This is a genomic window from Kitasatospora sp. NPDC059577, assembly GCF_042735475.1.
GTDB lineage: Bacteria > Actinomycetota > Actinomycetes > Streptomycetales > Streptomycetaceae > Kitasatospora.
Genome location: NZ_JBHWBZ010000029.1, coordinates 52694 through 67400 on the forward strand (window position 1 = coordinate 52694; position 14707 = coordinate 67400).

13 protein-coding genes are annotated in these 14707 nt (G+C 74.6%); 5 read left to right on the forward strand and 8 right to left on the reverse strand.

All coding sequences use genetic code 11. The annotated features are described in order from the left end of the window. Window positions 1-75: 75 nt before the first annotated feature. Window positions 76-1416, reverse strand: coding sequence for a dicarboxylate/amino acid:cation symporter (locus tag ACFV0O_RS22645; RefSeq protein ID WP_380344599.1), 1341 nt, complete (start codon window positions 1414-1416; stop codon window positions 76-78). A gap of 477 nt (window positions 1417-1893) precedes the next feature. Between ACFV0O_RS22645 and ACFV0O_RS22650 the strand changes: the two genes are divergently transcribed. Next, a complete protein-coding gene (locus ACFV0O_RS22650) occupies window positions 1894-3105 on the forward strand; it encodes an MFS transporter (protein WP_360257076.1) in 1212 nt (403 codons plus the stop codon). Between the two features lie 405 nt (window positions 3106-3510). Here the strand turns inward: ACFV0O_RS22650 and ACFV0O_RS22655 are convergent, their stop codons facing one another. The 4 genes from ACFV0O_RS22655 to ACFV0O_RS22670 form a co-directional block, all read right to left on the reverse strand. Then, on the reverse strand, window positions 3511-4662 hold the full coding sequence (locus ACFV0O_RS22655) for a substrate-binding domain-containing protein (protein WP_380344603.1): 1152 nt from the start codon (window positions 4660-4662) through the stop codon (window positions 3511-3513). A gap of 41 nt (window positions 4663-4703) precedes the next feature. Continuing rightward, complete coding sequence (locus ACFV0O_RS22660; RefSeq protein WP_360257080.1) at window positions 4704-5048, reverse strand: DUF4229 domain-containing protein; 345 nt, start codon at window positions 5046-5048, stop codon at window positions 4704-4706. Between the two features lie 137 nt (window positions 5049-5185). After that, window positions 5186-5710: a GNAT family N-acetyltransferase gene (locus ACFV0O_RS22665; protein WP_380344606.1), complete on the reverse strand. Its 525-nt coding sequence runs from the start codon at window positions 5708-5710 to the stop codon at window positions 5186-5188. Window positions 5711-5720: 10 nt separating this feature from the next. After that, window positions 5721-7142 carry an MFS transporter gene (locus tag ACFV0O_RS22670; protein ID WP_380344609.1) on the reverse strand — a complete coding sequence of 474 codons (1422 nt, stop codon included), beginning with the start codon at window positions 7140-7142 and terminating at the stop codon, window positions 5721-5723. A 119-nt stretch (window positions 7143-7261) separates the two neighbouring features. Between ACFV0O_RS22670 and ACFV0O_RS22675 the strand changes: the two genes are divergently transcribed. Beyond that, entirely contained in the window at window positions 7262-8233 is a 972-nt protein-coding gene (locus ACFV0O_RS22675; RefSeq protein ID WP_380344612.1) for a GlxA family transcriptional regulator, read from the forward strand. Between the two features lie 470 nt (window positions 8234-8703). On the opposite strand, the gene ACFV0O_RS22680 is transcribed toward ACFV0O_RS22675, so the two are convergent. Then, window positions 8704-9180 carry an ATP-binding protein gene (locus ACFV0O_RS22680; RefSeq protein WP_360257091.1) on the reverse strand — a complete coding sequence of 159 codons (477 nt, stop codon included), beginning with the start codon at window positions 9178-9180 and terminating at the stop codon, window positions 8704-8706. A gap of 600 nt (window positions 9181-9780) precedes the next feature. Between ACFV0O_RS22680 and ACFV0O_RS22685 the strand changes: the two genes are divergently transcribed. Next, window positions 9781-10356: a sigma-70 family RNA polymerase sigma factor gene (locus ACFV0O_RS22685; protein ID WP_380344615.1), complete on the forward strand. Its 576-nt coding sequence runs from the start codon at window positions 9781-9783 to the stop codon at window positions 10354-10356. After that, window positions 10353-11582, forward strand: coding sequence for a zf-HC2 domain-containing protein (locus ACFV0O_RS22690; RefSeq protein WP_380344618.1), 1230 nt, complete (start codon window positions 10353-10355; stop codon window positions 11580-11582). The genes ACFV0O_RS22685 and ACFV0O_RS22690 overlap by 4 nt, the downstream gene beginning before the upstream one ends. Window positions 11583-11714: 132 nt before the next feature. Here ACFV0O_RS22690 and purU read toward each other — a convergent pair whose 3' ends face one another. Continuing rightward, window positions 11715-12581: a formyltetrahydrofolate deformylase gene (purU, locus tag ACFV0O_RS22695; RefSeq protein WP_380344621.1), complete on the reverse strand. Its 867-nt coding sequence runs from the start codon at window positions 12579-12581 to the stop codon at window positions 11715-11717. Between the two features lie 122 nt (window positions 12582-12703). Continuing rightward, entirely contained in the window at window positions 12704-13219 is a 516-nt protein-coding gene (locus ACFV0O_RS22700; RefSeq protein WP_380344624.1) for a hypothetical protein, read from the reverse strand. 174 nt (window positions 13220-13393) lie between these two features. Here ACFV0O_RS22700 and ACFV0O_RS22705 point away from each other — a divergent pair, with 174 nt between their 5' ends. Next, window positions 13394-14695: an ABC transporter substrate-binding protein gene (locus ACFV0O_RS22705; protein WP_380344627.1), complete on the forward strand. Its 1302-nt coding sequence runs from the start codon at window positions 13394-13396 to the stop codon at window positions 14693-14695. Window positions 14696-14707: the final 12 nt, after the last annotated feature.

Consider the following 14707-nt stretch of genomic DNA (forward strand, 5'->3'; position numbering starts at 1 on the left):
CCCCGCCCCACACCCCCACCGGCGTTCTGCCCCCCCGGTGGGGGTGCTCCACCAATGGGGCGTGTCCGACGAGGATCAGGCGGCGGCAGCGGCCTTCGCGGAGGCCTGCGCCGGGATGGCGACCGGCTCGTCCAGCAGGTCGCCCTGCGGGTTGTCGTAGGCCTCGCGGTCGAGGATGCCCTCTCGGGCAGCCACGATGATCGGCGTTACAACTTGACCGGCGACGTTGGTCGCGGTGCGCATCATGTCCAGGATCGGGTCGATGGCGAGCAGCAGGCCGACGCCCTCCAGCGGCAGGCCCAGGGTGGACAGGGTCAGCGTCAGCATGACGATCGCACCGGTGAGGCCCGCGGTGGCGGCCGAACCGACCACCGAGACGAAGGCGATCAGGACGTAGTCCTTGATGCCGAGCTCGATGTTGTAGACCTGCGCGACGAAGATCGCGGCGATCGCCGGGTAGATCGCGGCGCAGCCGTCCATCTTGGTGGTGGCGCCGAACGGGACGGAGAACGACGCGTACTCGCTCGGGACGCCGAGGCGCTCCGTGACGCGGCGGGTGACCGGCAGGGTGCCGACCGAGGAGCGCGAGACGAAGGCCAGCTGGATCGCGGGCCAGGCGCCCTTGAAGAAGTGCAGCGGGTTGAGGCCGGCGGCGAAGCGCAGCAGCAGCGAGTAGACGACGAACAGGACCAGCGCGCAGCCGACGTAGATGTCCAGGGTCAGCGTGGCGAAGGGCTTGAGCAGGTCCCAGCCGTACTTGGCGACGGACTTGCCGATCAGGCCGAGGGTGCCGAGCGGGGAGAGCCGGATGACCCACCACAGTGCGGTCTGGGTCAGCTCCAGCACGGACTCGCTGAGCTTGAGGACCGGCTCGGCCTTGGCGCCGAGCTTGATGATCGCCGCGCCGACCACGACCGCCATGAAGACGATCTGCAGCACGTTCACCTTGGCGAAGGCGTCGACGATGTTGGTCGGGAAGATCCCGGTCAGGAAGTCGATCCAGGTGCCCTTGGAGTCGAGCGCCTTGAGGCCCTCGGTCTTCAGGTCGGTGCCCTGGCCGGGGTTGGTCAGCAGGCCGAGGCCCAGACCGATGCCGACCGCGATCAGCGAGGTGATCATGAACCAGAGCAGCGTGCGGGTGGCCAGCCGGGCCGCGTTGGTGACGTTGCGCAGGTTGGCGACGCTGACCACGATCGCGGTGAACACCAGCGGCGGGACGGCCAGCTTCAGCAGCTGGACGAAGATCTTGCCGATGGTCTCCAGGGTGGTGGCCAGCCAGGAGATGTCGGCGGCCCGGGCCAGGTAGCCGAGGCCGACACCGAGCACGAGGCCGGCGACGATCTGCACCCAGAACGGCGTCTTGCGGATACGGGCGAGCACGGACGGCGACGAGGTCGCCTCGGGCGCTGTGGACATGGGGGAGCGACTCCGGGGGAGGGCGTTGCTGACGGTGAGGTGAGGTGCGGGGCGGAGCGGGCGGCACGGCGCGGGGCCGGACGGGAGGGGTCGGGCCCCCGGTCAGGGGCGTGCCGCCGCGGTACAGCTCAGGGCAGTACAGCTCAGGGCGCGACAACGGCGCGGGCTGTCCACAGCACCGGTCAGAGCGCACGGGCGGGCGGCGCCGGGCCGCGGGCCCGGGCCGTGCATCCGCAGTGCGTCTGAGGCTGTCATGGCCGATACGTTAGCAGTAAAGGTTTGAGATGTTCAAAGTAGTTGTTTGAGATGGCGCGAACCCGCACCCCGTCGACACGCCGCCCCGCAGGCGAGTTCCGGACACGAACGAACCTGACGCCCCATCAGTCACGATCTCCGGGCAGATTGACCGCCGAGCAGTTATACGTATAACTTTGACGACGTCCCCGCCCCCGCCTGCCCAGACCGGAGAAGACGCCGATGGGCTACCTCGCCCTGCTCCGCGCCCCGCACGTCACCCGCCTGCTCCTCGGCACCCTGCTCGGCCGCCTGCCCGCCGGCATGACCGCCCTGGTGATCGCCCTCGCCCTGCGCGAGGCCGGCGCGCCGTACGGGCGGATCGGGCTGGCCACCGCCGCCTACGCGATCTCGGCGGCCGTCGGCGGACCGGTCCTCGGCCGGATCGTGGACCGCACCGGGCAGCCGCGCGTCCTGCTCGCCTCGGCCGCGGTGGCCGGCGGCGGGTACGCGCTGCTCGCCCTCGCACCCGGCTCCCCGCTCGCCGCCACCGTCGGCGCCGCGGTCGCCGGCCTCGCCATGCCGCCGCTGGAACCCTGCCTGCGCTCGCTCTGGCCGGAGGTCGTCGAGGAGGAACAGCTCGACACCGCCTACGCGTTCGACTCGGCCTCGCAGCAGATCCTCTACGTCGCCGGGCCGCTGGCCGTCGCCGGGATCGCCGGCCTGTTCAGCCCGGTGGTCGCGCTCTGGGCGGCCGCAGGCCTGGGCCTGGCCGGCGCACTGATCGTGGCCACCACCGCACCCGCCAGGGCCTGGCGCGCCCCGGTCCGGGAACACTCCGCCGGACTGCTCGGACCGCTGCGCTCCCCCGGCCTGGTGCTGCTGCTGGTCGGACTGGCCGGGGCCGGCTGGGCGGTCGGCGCGCAGAACGTGCTGTTCATCGCCTACGCCGAACACCACGCCGACGCGCTGCCGGGCGGCGCCGGCACTCTGCTGGCCCTGGCCGCGCTCGGCGGACTGCTCGGCGCGCTCGCCTACGGCGCGGTCAAGTGGCGGCAGACCACCGCCACCCGCACCTGGGTGATGGCGCTCGCGATGGCGGTCTCCTACCTGCCACTGGTCCTCCTGCCCGGGCCGTACCCGATGGCCGCGCTGGCCTTCCTGTCCGGAGTCATGCTGGCCCCGATGCTCGCGGCGGCGTTCGTCCTGGTCGCCGAGCTGGCCCCGACCGGCACGGTCACCGAGGCCTTCGCCTGGCTGGTGACGCTGTTCGCCACCGGCAACTCGCTCGGCTACGCGGTCTCCGGCAACCTCGCCGAAGGCTCGCTGCAGCCCGTCGCGCTGTGCGCCTCCGGCGGGATCGCGCTCGGCGCGCTGCTGCTGTTCGGTGCCCGGCGCTGGTTCCACCCGGCGCCCGTGGCGCCCGTCCCGGCGCGGCCCGTCCCGGTGGGCTGAGCCCGCCCCACGAACGACGGCGGCGCCCCCGGGGGGGGGCGGGGGGGGGCGGGCCGGGGGGTGGGCGCGCCCCGGGGGGGCCCCGCCCCGCGCGCGGGGGGGGGGCGGGCGCGGGGGGCCGCGCGCGCCCGCGCCACCGACCCGGCGGCCGCCGGGGGGGGGGGGGGGCGCGGGCCCAGTCCCCTTTTGTCCACGGCCCGCGTTGTCCACTGCCCGCGAGCGATCGACCGCGTCGGCCCCGGCGGCCCGACGTCCCCGGACGGCCACGGCAGCCCCGGCGCCCTCTGGCGATCACGGCGGACGACCCGTAACCCGCCCGGACCGACCCGCGCAACGGACTCCCGCGCCGGGAGCTCGACCGCCGGGCTCAACCGCCGGGAGCCCGACCGCCGGGCCCGGCCGCCCCTACTGCGCCGAGGCCGTGGAGGCCCGCAGGACCAGCGAGGTGGCGAGCGGCGCCACCGGCTCCACCCGCTCCCCGCGCAGCAGGCCCGCCAGCGCGGCCGCGCCCGCCCGGCCCAGTTCCTCGCCGGGCAGGTCGACGGTGGTCAGCGGCGGGGCGAGCAGCGCGGCCACCGCGACGTTGTCCATGCCGACCACGGACACGTCCTCCGGCACCCGCAGCCCCAGTTCGGCGGCGGCCTGGTAGACCCCGGAGGCGACCACGTCGTCGTCGCAGATCACCGCGCGCGGCCGGTCCGCCCGTGCCAGCAGGCGGTCCGCCACGGTCCGTGCGGCCCGGTGCCCCTCGTTCAGGCTCACTCCCAACTCCACTACGTCCAGGCCGAGTTCACGCACGACTCGCTCGAAGGCGGCCTGCCGCACCCGAAAGGTGTACGCGGCGTGGGTGGAACGCAGCCGGCCGATCCGGCGGTGGCCGAGCGCGGCCAGGTGCTCGACGGCGGCGCGCATCCCGCCGGCCACGTCGAGTTCGACGGTCGGGCGGGTGCGGTCGGTGCCCGGGTCGGCGTCCAGGAAGACGGCGGGGATGTCGGTGGGCAGTTCGCCGAGCTGGCTGTCGTCCGGGGAGCAGATCAGCAGGCCGTCGAAGCGGCCGGCGGTGGCGGCCTCGGCGAGGGTGGCGCTGCCCCAGCCGGAACTGACCACGACCGCCAGGCCGTTGCGGCCGGCCTCCTGGTGGACCCCTTCCAGCACCCGGCCGAAGAACGGCCCCTGGAGGTTCGGCACGGCGAGCAGGATCATCCCGCTGCGGCCCAGCCGCAGTTGCCGGCCGGCCGCCTGCGGGCGGTAGCCGAGGCTGCGGGCCGCCTCCCGGACCCGCTGCCGGGTGGCCTCGGAGACCCGGCGGCCGGCCTCGGCGCCGGAGAAGACCAGCGACACGGTGGCCTGGGAGACCCCGGCGAGCCGGGCGACGTCGCGCCCGGTGGGCCGACGGACGGGGGCCGGCCAGGTCCCGAGCGCGCTTTCGGCGGACGACTGCCCGGACGGATGCCCGACGGACTGTTCGGACGACTGCCCGACGGGCTGCTCGGACGGCTGCTCGACGGGCTGCCCGGACGGGTGCCCGGGCGGCGCGGAGTCTGGGGTCGCGGGCACGGCGGCTGCGGCGGGGCTCGGCGGTCGGGGTGGGGCCGGGGTCAGTTCTGCCCGGCGGCCGCCGCGCGGGCGGCGTCGTCCGCGGCGTCCTCCTCCGCGTTCTGCGCGGCGATCCGCTCGGCGGTGCGGTTGCGCATCCCGGTGACCTTGCCACTGATCTGGGCGGACATCTCGTCACGCTGCCTGCTCAGCAGCGCGTAGCTGAGCGGCGCGGAGGCGACCGCGGCCAGCAGGAACAGGAAGACGACACCGGTCTGGCCGCTGACCGGGATGATCTGGAAGTGCCCGAGCAGCAGGGCCACCAGCAGGCAGCCGAGGAAGATGCTGACCCGCATGGAGGTGTAGCGGAGCGTGGCGTGCGACTTGTCCGGGCCGTTGCTGCTCACTGGAACACATCCTTCTCGTTGCGCGGGGCGGGTCCGGGCGGGGGTCGGGTCCTCCAGTCAAGCATGCCTGACGGCCGGAGCGGCCGGGGCCCCTCCTGCGCGGCGGGGCCCGGCCGGGACGGGCTCCGGGGCGGGGGTCAGCGCAGGTCGAGCCACATGGTGATGTCGTCGCGGTCGTCCCCGGGGGCGACCCGGATCGCGGCCGGCACCCGGCCGACCTCCCGGTAGCCGCTGCGGGCGTAGAAGCGCTCCAGGCCCAGGCCGCCGCGCGCGGTGAGCCGCAGCGACTGCAGGCCCCACGCCCGCGCGATCCGCTCGGCCTCGGCGAGCAGTCCGGCGCCGTGGCCGCGGCCCTGGCAGTCGGGGTGCACCATGACCCGCTTGAGCATCCGCCAGTGCTCCATCGGGCCGAAGCGCATCGACTCGAAGAACAGCACGCCGACCAGCCGGCCGGTGTCGTCGTGCGCGACCAGCAGCCGGTCGGGGCCGTCCGGCCCGACCCCGGCGAACTGGCGGTCGGCGGTGTCCCACACCTCGTCCTCGGTGACCGGCGCCACGAAGCCGACCGCGCCGCCGGCGTTGGTGACGTCGGCCCACAGGCGGACGACCTCCGCCCGCAGGTCGGGGTCGAGCTTCGGGTCGAGGGTGAAGGTGAGCGCCATGGACCGGAGCCTAGACCTCCGCGGTGACCGCCCTTCCGGCGGCACCGGCGGCACCCGGGCGGTCGGTCCGTCCGGTGCGCAGCGCCAGGCAGAGCCCGACCGCGACGGCGCACAGTGCGCCGGCGCCGTACCAGGTCAGGTCGTAGTTCCCGAGCGCGTCGCGGGCCAGGCCGGCCAGCCCGGCGACGACGGCCGCGCCGATCTGGTGGCTGGCCAGGACCCAGCCGAAGACGATCGGGGCGTCCTCGCCGAAGTGCCGGCGGCACAGCGCGACGGTCGGCGGCACGGTGGCGACCCAGTCCAGGCCGTAGAAGACCACGAAGGCGAGGATCGGCGGCTTCAGCGAGCCGGCCATCAGCTGCGGCAGCAGGAGCAGGGACAGGCCGCGCAGCCCGTAGTAGACCGTCAGCAGCGCCCGGGAGTCGACCCGGTCGGTGAGCCAGCCGCTGAAGACGGTGCCGACCACGTCGAAGATGCCGATCAGGGCGAGCAGGCTCGCGGCGGTGGTGACCGGCATGCCGTGGTCGTGCGCGGCCGGGATGAAGTGGGTGCCGACCAGGCCGGCGGTGGTGGCGCCGCAGATCGCGAAGGAACCGGCCAGCAGCCAGAACGCCCGGATGCGGGCGGCGTCGCGCAGCACCCGCAGCGAGCGGGCCAGGGCGCGGCCGTCGGTGACGGGCGCGCCGGGCCCCTCCTGCCCGTCGGCGGGCAAGGAGGGCGGCGCCTCGGTCGCGCCGTACGGGAGCAGGCCGACGTCGGCGGGCCGTTCGCGCATCAGCAGCAGCACCGGGACGGCGACGGCGCTGGCGGCGAGCGAGACCACGACCACGGCCGACCGCCAGCCGTGCTGTTCGACCAGCCAGGCGCCGACCGGCAGGAAGACCAGGTTGCCCGCCGCGCCGGCGGCGGTGAGCACCCCGGTGACCAGGCCCTGGCGGGCCTGGAACCAGCGGCCGGTGATGGTGGTGGCGAAGGCGCCCGCCATCGAGCCGCTGCCGAGGCCGACCAGCACGCCCCAGCAGAGCACCAGTTGCCAGGGCTGGCGCATCAGCATGGTGAGCCCGGAGCCGACGGAGATGGTCAGCAGTGCGCAGACCACCACCAGGCGGACCCCGAACCGGTCCATCAGCGCGGCGGCGAAGGGGGCGGTGAGGCCGTAGAGGGTCAGGTTGACGGAGGTGGCGGCGGAGATGGTCCCGAGCGACCAGCCGAACTCGTTGTGCAGGGCGTCCATCATCAGGCTCGGCGTGGAGCGGAAGCCGGCCGAGCCGAGCAGGACGAGCAGGGCGACGCCCGCCACCACCCAGGCGTAGTGGACCCGGGGGCGCCCGGTGGGAGCGGGGTCGGGTCCGGGGGCCGGAGCGGGAGCGGAGTCGGTGGCGGGTCCGGGGCCGGGTTCGGGTGTGGGGGCGAGGGCGCTGCGTTCGGTCACGCGACGAGTGTTCCGGGCCGCCGGGGCCCGGACGAGTGGCCTGAATGACAGCTTTCGCAAGAATCGGGCCACGACCGGGCGTACGCTGGCCCGGACCCACCGACACCCGAGGGGACGGCATGGCACACCTGGTCGCGGTACTCGCCCTGGAGGGCGTGATCGCCTTCGAACTGGGCATCCCCGCCCGCATCTTCGGCGGCGCCAGGGACGCGGCCGGGCGGCCCCACTACGAGGTGGCCACCTGCACCCCGGACGGACGGCCGGTCGCCACCAGCGCCGACTTCAGGGTCACGGTCGACCACGGTCCCGAACTGCTGGAGCGGGCCGACACGGTGGTGATCCCGGCCTCCGCCGACGCCGGTCCGGCGGGCGTCGACGCCTGCTTCACCCCGGCGCTGGCCGAGGCCCTGGCCCGGATCCGGCCCGGCACCCGGCTGATGTCGATCTGCACCGGCTCCTTCGTCCTGGCCGCCGCCGGGCTGCTGGACGGCCGACCGGCCACCACCCACTGGCGGTACACCGAGCAGTTCGCCCGGATGTACCCCCGGGTGCGGCTCGACCCCGACGTGCTCTACACCGACGACGGCGACGTCCTCACCTCCGGCGGGGTCGCCGCCGGGGTGGACCTCTGCCTGCACGTGGTGCGCCGTGACCACGGCAGCGCGGTGGCCAACGCGGTGGCCCGCAGCTGCCTGGTGCCGCCGTGGCGCGAGGGCGGCCAGAAGCAGTACGTGGAGGCCCCGAGCCCGGTGGACGCCGGCGGCCACGGCACCGCCGCGGTGCGCGCCTGGGCCCTGGAGCACCTGGACCAGCCGCTCGAACTGCGCCGGCTCGCCGACCGGGCGGGGATGAGCGTACGGACCTTCACCCGGCGCTTCCGCGAGGAGACCGGCGCCAGCCCCGGCCAGTGGATCACCACGCAGCGCACCGAGCGGGCCCGCCAACTGCTGGAGCGGACCGACCTGACGATCGACCAGGTCGCCCGGGAGTCCGGCTTCGGCACCGCCGCCTCGCTGCGGCTGCAACTGCGCGGCCGGCTCGACGTGGCGCCCAGCGCCTACCGGCGCACCTTCCGCACCACCCCCCGCTAGCGTCCGCGGCAGTCCCACCGGACGCACCGGAGGTGCCGGATCCACCGAAGGCACCGGACCCACCGGAGGTGGTCCCGGGAACGATCCGGCAAAGGACCGCCGGGTGGCCGGATCCAGCCCCCCGAGCGGCGACGCATTGGATGGCGGCAGGCCGCGCGCACCCCGAGCACGGAACGGCACGCCGCCATCCAACCGCGACGCGCGGGCCCTGAACCCGCGCCGCGGCCTCCGCACTCGCCGAGGAGCGGCCCGCGACCGGCAGTCCGCGGCCCCCCTCGCTGACACGATCCCCCTGGACAGCGGCACCGCGGCGGTGGTCGGACGGCCCCTCGGCGTCCCCTCGCAACGGAGAGCCGCACCCAAGCGTGATCAGTCGGATACGTCACGTCAATGGGTAGTCCGAAATTCGGAATGGTTGCGTCACCTTTCGGCCGGTGATCGCCACGGGTCCGCGGCCGTCGCGACAGCCGCTATTGCGCCAAAGCCGCCCAGTCCACGTCCGCGAGCGGATCGGCCGGGCGGGCAGCGGCGCCGATCTCGCACCAGACCCGCTTGCCCGAGCCGTCCGGGTACCAGCCCCAGCGCTCGCAGAGCAGCTCGACCAGCTCCAGGCCACGGCCGTTGGTCGCGTCCTCGTCGGCCCCGGCGTGCCGCGGGGCGGGGGCGGCCCGGCTGGCGTCGGCGACCTCCACCCGCAGCGGGGCGGCCGGCCCGTCCGCCCCCTCCGCGTCCCCGGCCATCGGCAGGCAGAGCCGCAGCACGGCCGGACAGCCCGTGTGCACCACGGCGTTGGTCACCAGCTCCGAGACCACCAGCACGACGGTCTCGGCCATCGGCGCGTCCGGGTCCACCCCGTGGTTCAACAGCCGCGAGCGCACCCACCGACGGGCCCGGCCGACCTCGGCGGGGTCCGCCTGCACCGCAAGCTGTACCTGAAGAACCTGCACCGCTCCACCACCCGCACTCGCAGTTCGGCCTAGTCCCGATCGGGCCGGATCGACCGGCCGGCGGGTCCTCGCACTCCGCCCGGCGCCACCCGGGCCGCACCCGGGCGACCGCCCGGTCCGTCCGCCCGCGCCCGCTCGTCCGCGCCGGCTCGTCGCTCTCGCACCGGCCGCGACACGAGTACGCCTCAGGATGGGCGGGCGGACGGACCGCAGCAAGCGCTTCGGGCATATTCCGGCGATCGGGGGACAGGCAGTGCATACTGTCCCGCTCACTCTCGCGAGCCTCGTACCGGCGCTCGTCCGGCCCGGGCCGACCCGCCGGTCCGCAGTCGGGAACCTACCGCCGGACGCCCCCGGCGCCCCGCCCGCCACTCGCGAACCACCCGTGCGACATATGTCCAGCGGCGCTCGAACAGCGGCCCCGGCGGACGGTCCCACGAGCGGACCGTCCCACCACGGGACGATCCACGCCGCCGTGACGGACCGGAGGATGAGGATCCGCGAGACCGGGTTCCGTTCTTGCCGGATTCCCTCCACCGCGGACCGGCCGCAAGATACCGTTGGGTAAGCCAGCGACCCCGGGCAGGAGGGTGGTTCCCGATGGCCACCCCGGAGCGGCCCCCGCGCTGGGACGAGCAGTTGCAACGCCGCCTCGCGCGCGGCGAGGAGACCGCGCTCGGCGAACTCTACGACCAGCTCGCGCCGATGGTGCACGGCCTGGCCGGGCGGATACTGGCCGACCAGGCGGCCGCCGCCCAACTCACCCGGGAGATCTTCGCCCACGTCTGGGAGCACCCCGAGGACTTCGACCCCGCCCAGGGCACCCTGCGCTCCTGGCTCGGCGCGCTCACCCACCGCCGCGCCGTCGACCGGCTGCGGGCGCGGCGGGCCGCCGAACGCGTGCCGGGCTGCGACCCTCAGGGCGCGGAGGCGGAGATCCGCGCCGTGGCCACCGCCGCGCGCGTCCAGTACGTGGTCGACTCCCTGCCCCGACCCCTGCGGGAGACCATCGCGGTGACGTACTACGACGGCCGCACCTACCGGGAGACGGCCCGCCTGCTCGGCATCAGCGAGCAGGCCGCCAAGCAGCGGATGCGGCTCGGACTGGAGCTGCTGGCCACCGAACTGGCCGAGGAACGCGCCCGCCAGGACGACACCGGGGACGGGGAGACGTGAGCAGCACTGAGGAGCAGCACGACGCCCTGCGCTCGCTGCTCGGCGCCTGGGCCCTCGGCGCCTGCCCGACCCGCGACGCGGCCGACCTGGAACTGCACCTGCGCACCTGCCCGGAGTGCGCCGAGGAGGCGGCCCGGCTGCGCGACGCGGCCGGCTGGCTCTCGCTGGACGAACCGCTGGACCAGCCCGGCTCACTGCGCCAGCAGGTGATCGACTGGTGCCTGGCCCGCCGCCCGGCCGAACTGCCCGTCCCCGCCTGGGGCGTGCCCTACACCGCGGAGACCGCCAAGCTGGACGCGCTGCTGCGCGACCTCGGCCCGGAGGAGTGGCAGGAAGTCGCCGAACTGCCGTGGCACGGCGGCACCGAGCGGCTGCGCCCGGCCGAGGTGCTCGGCCGGCTGACCGCCGTGGACGGCTTCCTGGCGCTCGCCCTCGGCCTGCCCGACCCGGTGCCGGCCGGCCCGGGCGCCACCGCCGCGGCCGCCGAACGGCGGGTGCCGCCGCAGGACCAGGCCGTTCCGGCCGCGCTGCCGCGCGTCCCGCCGCAGGGCGGCCCGTACGGCGCGATCGCCGCGCGCACCGCCCGGATGCTCGCGGAGCAGGGCGCGCTGGCACCGCAGTCGGTGCGCTCCCGGTGGCGGCGGCAGACCCACGACCTGGTGCGCAGCGCGGCGCTCGCGCCGCAGGGCAACACCCCGGTCGACTACGGCGGCACCGTGCTGCCGCTGCGCGACGCGTTCGTGGACCGCGCCCTGGAGTGCTACGTGCACGGCGAGGACGTGGCCCGCGCGGTCGCCTACCCGTACGACCCGCCGGCGCCGCAGCACCTGCGGCAGATGGTGGAGCTGGTGGTCCGGCTGCTCCCCCGGGCGCTGGCCGGCCTGCGCGCGGAGCGGCCCGAGCACGCCGGGGCGCCGGCGGCGCCGGACCACGGGGGCCGGACCGCCCGGCGGCTGCGGCTGGTGATCGACGGCCCGGCCGCCGGCGAGTGGCTGGTCCCGCTGGACGGTGGCGACGGCCCGGACGGGGCGAACGGCCCGGACGGGCCGGACGCGGCGCCGCCGTCCGGCGGTGAGCCGGTGGCCTCGATGGTGCTGGACGGCCTGGAGCTCTGCCAACTGGCCGCCGCGCACCGCGACCCGGACCGGCTTCCGGTCGGCGAGCACGGGGACCGGGCCGCGGTCCGCGAGGTGCTGCACGCGCTCCCGCTGCTGTCCCGGCCGTAGCGGTCACGCGCGGCGCCGCCCCCGGCGCTCGGGCGGTCACGCGGTCGGACGCTCAGGCGCTCAGGCGCTCAGGCGCTCAGGCGGTCAGGCGGTCAGGCGGTCAGGCGGTCAGGCGGTCAGGCGGTCAGGCGGTCAGGCGAAGACGACCGTGCGGGCACCGTCGAGCAGCACCCGGTGCTCGCTGTGCCACTTCACCGCGCGGGCCAGCGCCTGGCACTCGACGTCCCGGCCGAGCGCGACCAGCTGGTCCGGGCTGACGTCGTGGGTGACCCGGGCGACCTCCTGCTCGATGATCGGGCCCTCGTCCAGGTCGGCGGTGACGTAGTGCGCGGTGGCGCCGATCAGCTTCACGCCGCGGGCGTGTGCCTGGTGGTACGGCTTGGCGCCCTTGAAGCTCGGCAGGAAGGAGTGGTGGATGTTGATCACGCGGCCGGACAGCTCGGTGCAGAGCTGGTCGGAGAGCACCTGCATGTAGCGGGCCAGCACGACCAGTTCGACCTCCTCCGCGGCGACCAGGTCCAGCAGCCGCTGCTCGGCCTCCGCCTTGGTGTCCTTGGTGACCGGGATGTGGTGGAAGGGGATCCCGTAGCTCTCGGTCAGGTCCTGGAGGTCGGTGTGGTTGGAGACCACGGCGGCGATCTCGACCTGCAGGGCGCCGATCCGGTTGCGGTAGAGCAGGTCGTTCAGGCAGTGCCCGAACTTGCTGACCATGAGGACGATCCGCATCCGCTCGTCGGTCGGGTGGATCTGCCAGTCCATCCCGAAGGAGGCGCCGATCGCGGCGAAGCTGGCCCGCAGCTTGTCGGCGGTGACCACCTCGGGGGCGGAGAAGTGCACCCGCATGAAGAAGAGCCCGGTGTCGCCGTCACCGAACTGCTGGCTGTCGATGATGTTGCAGCCGGTCATGAAGAGGTAGCTGGAGACAGCGTGGACGATGCCCTGCTTGTCGGGGCAGGACAGCGTGAGGACGTACTGGGCACCGGCCGGCTGCTGTTCCACTGGGCGTATCCCGTTCTGAGGTCGTGACGTGCGCGGACTGTCCAGCGTGTCACATCCTGGACAGCCGCCGCCCCGCTGCCCGTACTGCGGGACGGCACCGTCCGGCCGGCCCGGCCCGGGGGTCAGACCTGGGTGAGGATGCGCAGCACGTCCAGCGACTTGGGCGCCGCGTCCGGGTCGTCCCCGTCGTTGGTGGCGAGCAGCACGTGCGCCTCGCGGGCGGCCCGGACGGTCTCCGGCCAGCCGGGGTGGCCGAGGTAGGCGGAGGCCGGGGCGTCCGCGCCGACCTCGTGCAGCATCTGCACGGCCCGCAGCACCGCGACGTCGACCAGCGCGGCCTCGGCGGAGTCGCGGACCATGGTGCCGACGTACTTCTCGGCGGACCAGCGGTCCAGCCAGGTGTCCTCGACCAGCCGGTAGACGGCGTCGGTGACGTCGCCGTAGCCGTCCCGGCCGGTCAGCCAGGCCTCCTGCTGGAAACCGGGGTCGGACAGCATGTGCAGCGCCGAGCGCAGTCGGGCTCGCCAGCGCCACCAGGGCAGGTCGTTGAGCGGCATGCCGCCCATGGTGCTGGAGCGGTGGCCCGGACGAGAAGTGTTTCGGGCGGACCGGTGCGAAGAATCTGTGCTGACGGACATGGTCAACGATCGTACGTTCCCCGTCCGTTCGTACTCCACTCCTGATCTACACGCGTACCCCTTCGGATTTCAGCCGCCGTTTGCCGACCGTTCGCACTTCGGCCCTCTCGGCTTGTGCCACCGGGGCTTGGCTGATTCCGGTGCGCCGGAGTGCGCCCCAGAGAGGGAAGACCGATGACCAGCCGAAGGGACTCGCTCCACTCCCGCCCCCCGATCGGACGGCGCCGCCGCCGACGCCCGATCGCCGCCGCCGCGACCGCCGCGGTGCTGTTCCCCACCCTCTTCTCGGCCTCCGCGTGCGGCGGACCGGCCGATGCTTCCACCAGCGGCGCCGACCTGACCGTGATGACCTGGGCCCCTTCCGGGACCGGCTCCGCCGACCGGCCGGGCATGACCGCGATCGCCTCCGCGATCGGCCAGGACGTCAACACCAAGGGCGGGCTGAACGGCCACCGGCTGCGGGTGATCACCTGCAACGAGCACAACACCGCCGACGGCGCCCGCGCCTGCGCCCAGCAGGCGGTGGACGCCAGGGCCGTCGCCGTGCTCGGCTCCTACAGCCAGTGGGGCGAGGCCTTCATGCCGGTGCTGGAGCGCGCGGGCATCCCGCTGATCGGCGGCTACGGGCTCTCCCAGCCCGAGTTCTCCAGCCCGCTGTCCTACCCGGTGGACGGCGGCCTGCCGGCCCTGGTCGCGGGCAGCGGCCGCCAGTTGGTCGACGCCGGCTGCAAGGCCGTGTCGCTGGTCCGCCCGGACACCCCGGCCGGCGACAGCCTGGTCGGCTACCTGGGCACCGCGCTGCGGCCGGCCGGGATCAAGCTGCTGGACGTCAAGGCTCCCGAGCAGTCCTCCGACTACACCACGGTGGCCCGCAAGGCGGTCGGCAGGGACGAGCCGGGCAACTGCGTCACCAGTGCCCTGGCCGCCGAGCCGACCGGCAATCTGCTGGACTCCTACCGGCGGCTCAACATGAGGAACACCAAGCTCGCCTCGGTGATCGGCAGCGTGCAGCAGTCGGTGGTCGACTCCACCGGCGGCGACTCCGGCCCGCTCAGCGGCGCCTACGTCGCGAGTTGGTACCCGCCGGAGTCGGCGAAGATCTGGGACGGGCTGCGCTCGGTGGTGCGCGCCGACACCACCGGCGGCAGCACCATCGACGTCTCCGACCCCGGGGTGCAGACCACCTGGGTCGCGTACGAGGTGTTCCGGGAGGTGTCGCAGAAGCTGTCGGAGGCCGGCAAGCCGGTCACCCCGAAGTCGGTCACCGGGCTGCTGGACTCCGGCGAGGGCATCGACGTCGGGCTGACCCCGCCGCTGAACTGGGGCACCACCAGCATGCTGCCCAGCACCGCGTCGCCCCGGCTGGTGAACACCTGGGTCACCTACCAGGTGGTGAAGAACGGCCGGATGACCCTGCAGCAGCCGGGCTTCGTGGACGTCCGCTGGGTGCTCACCGGGGGCCGCCCGCCGGCCTGACGCGCACGGGGC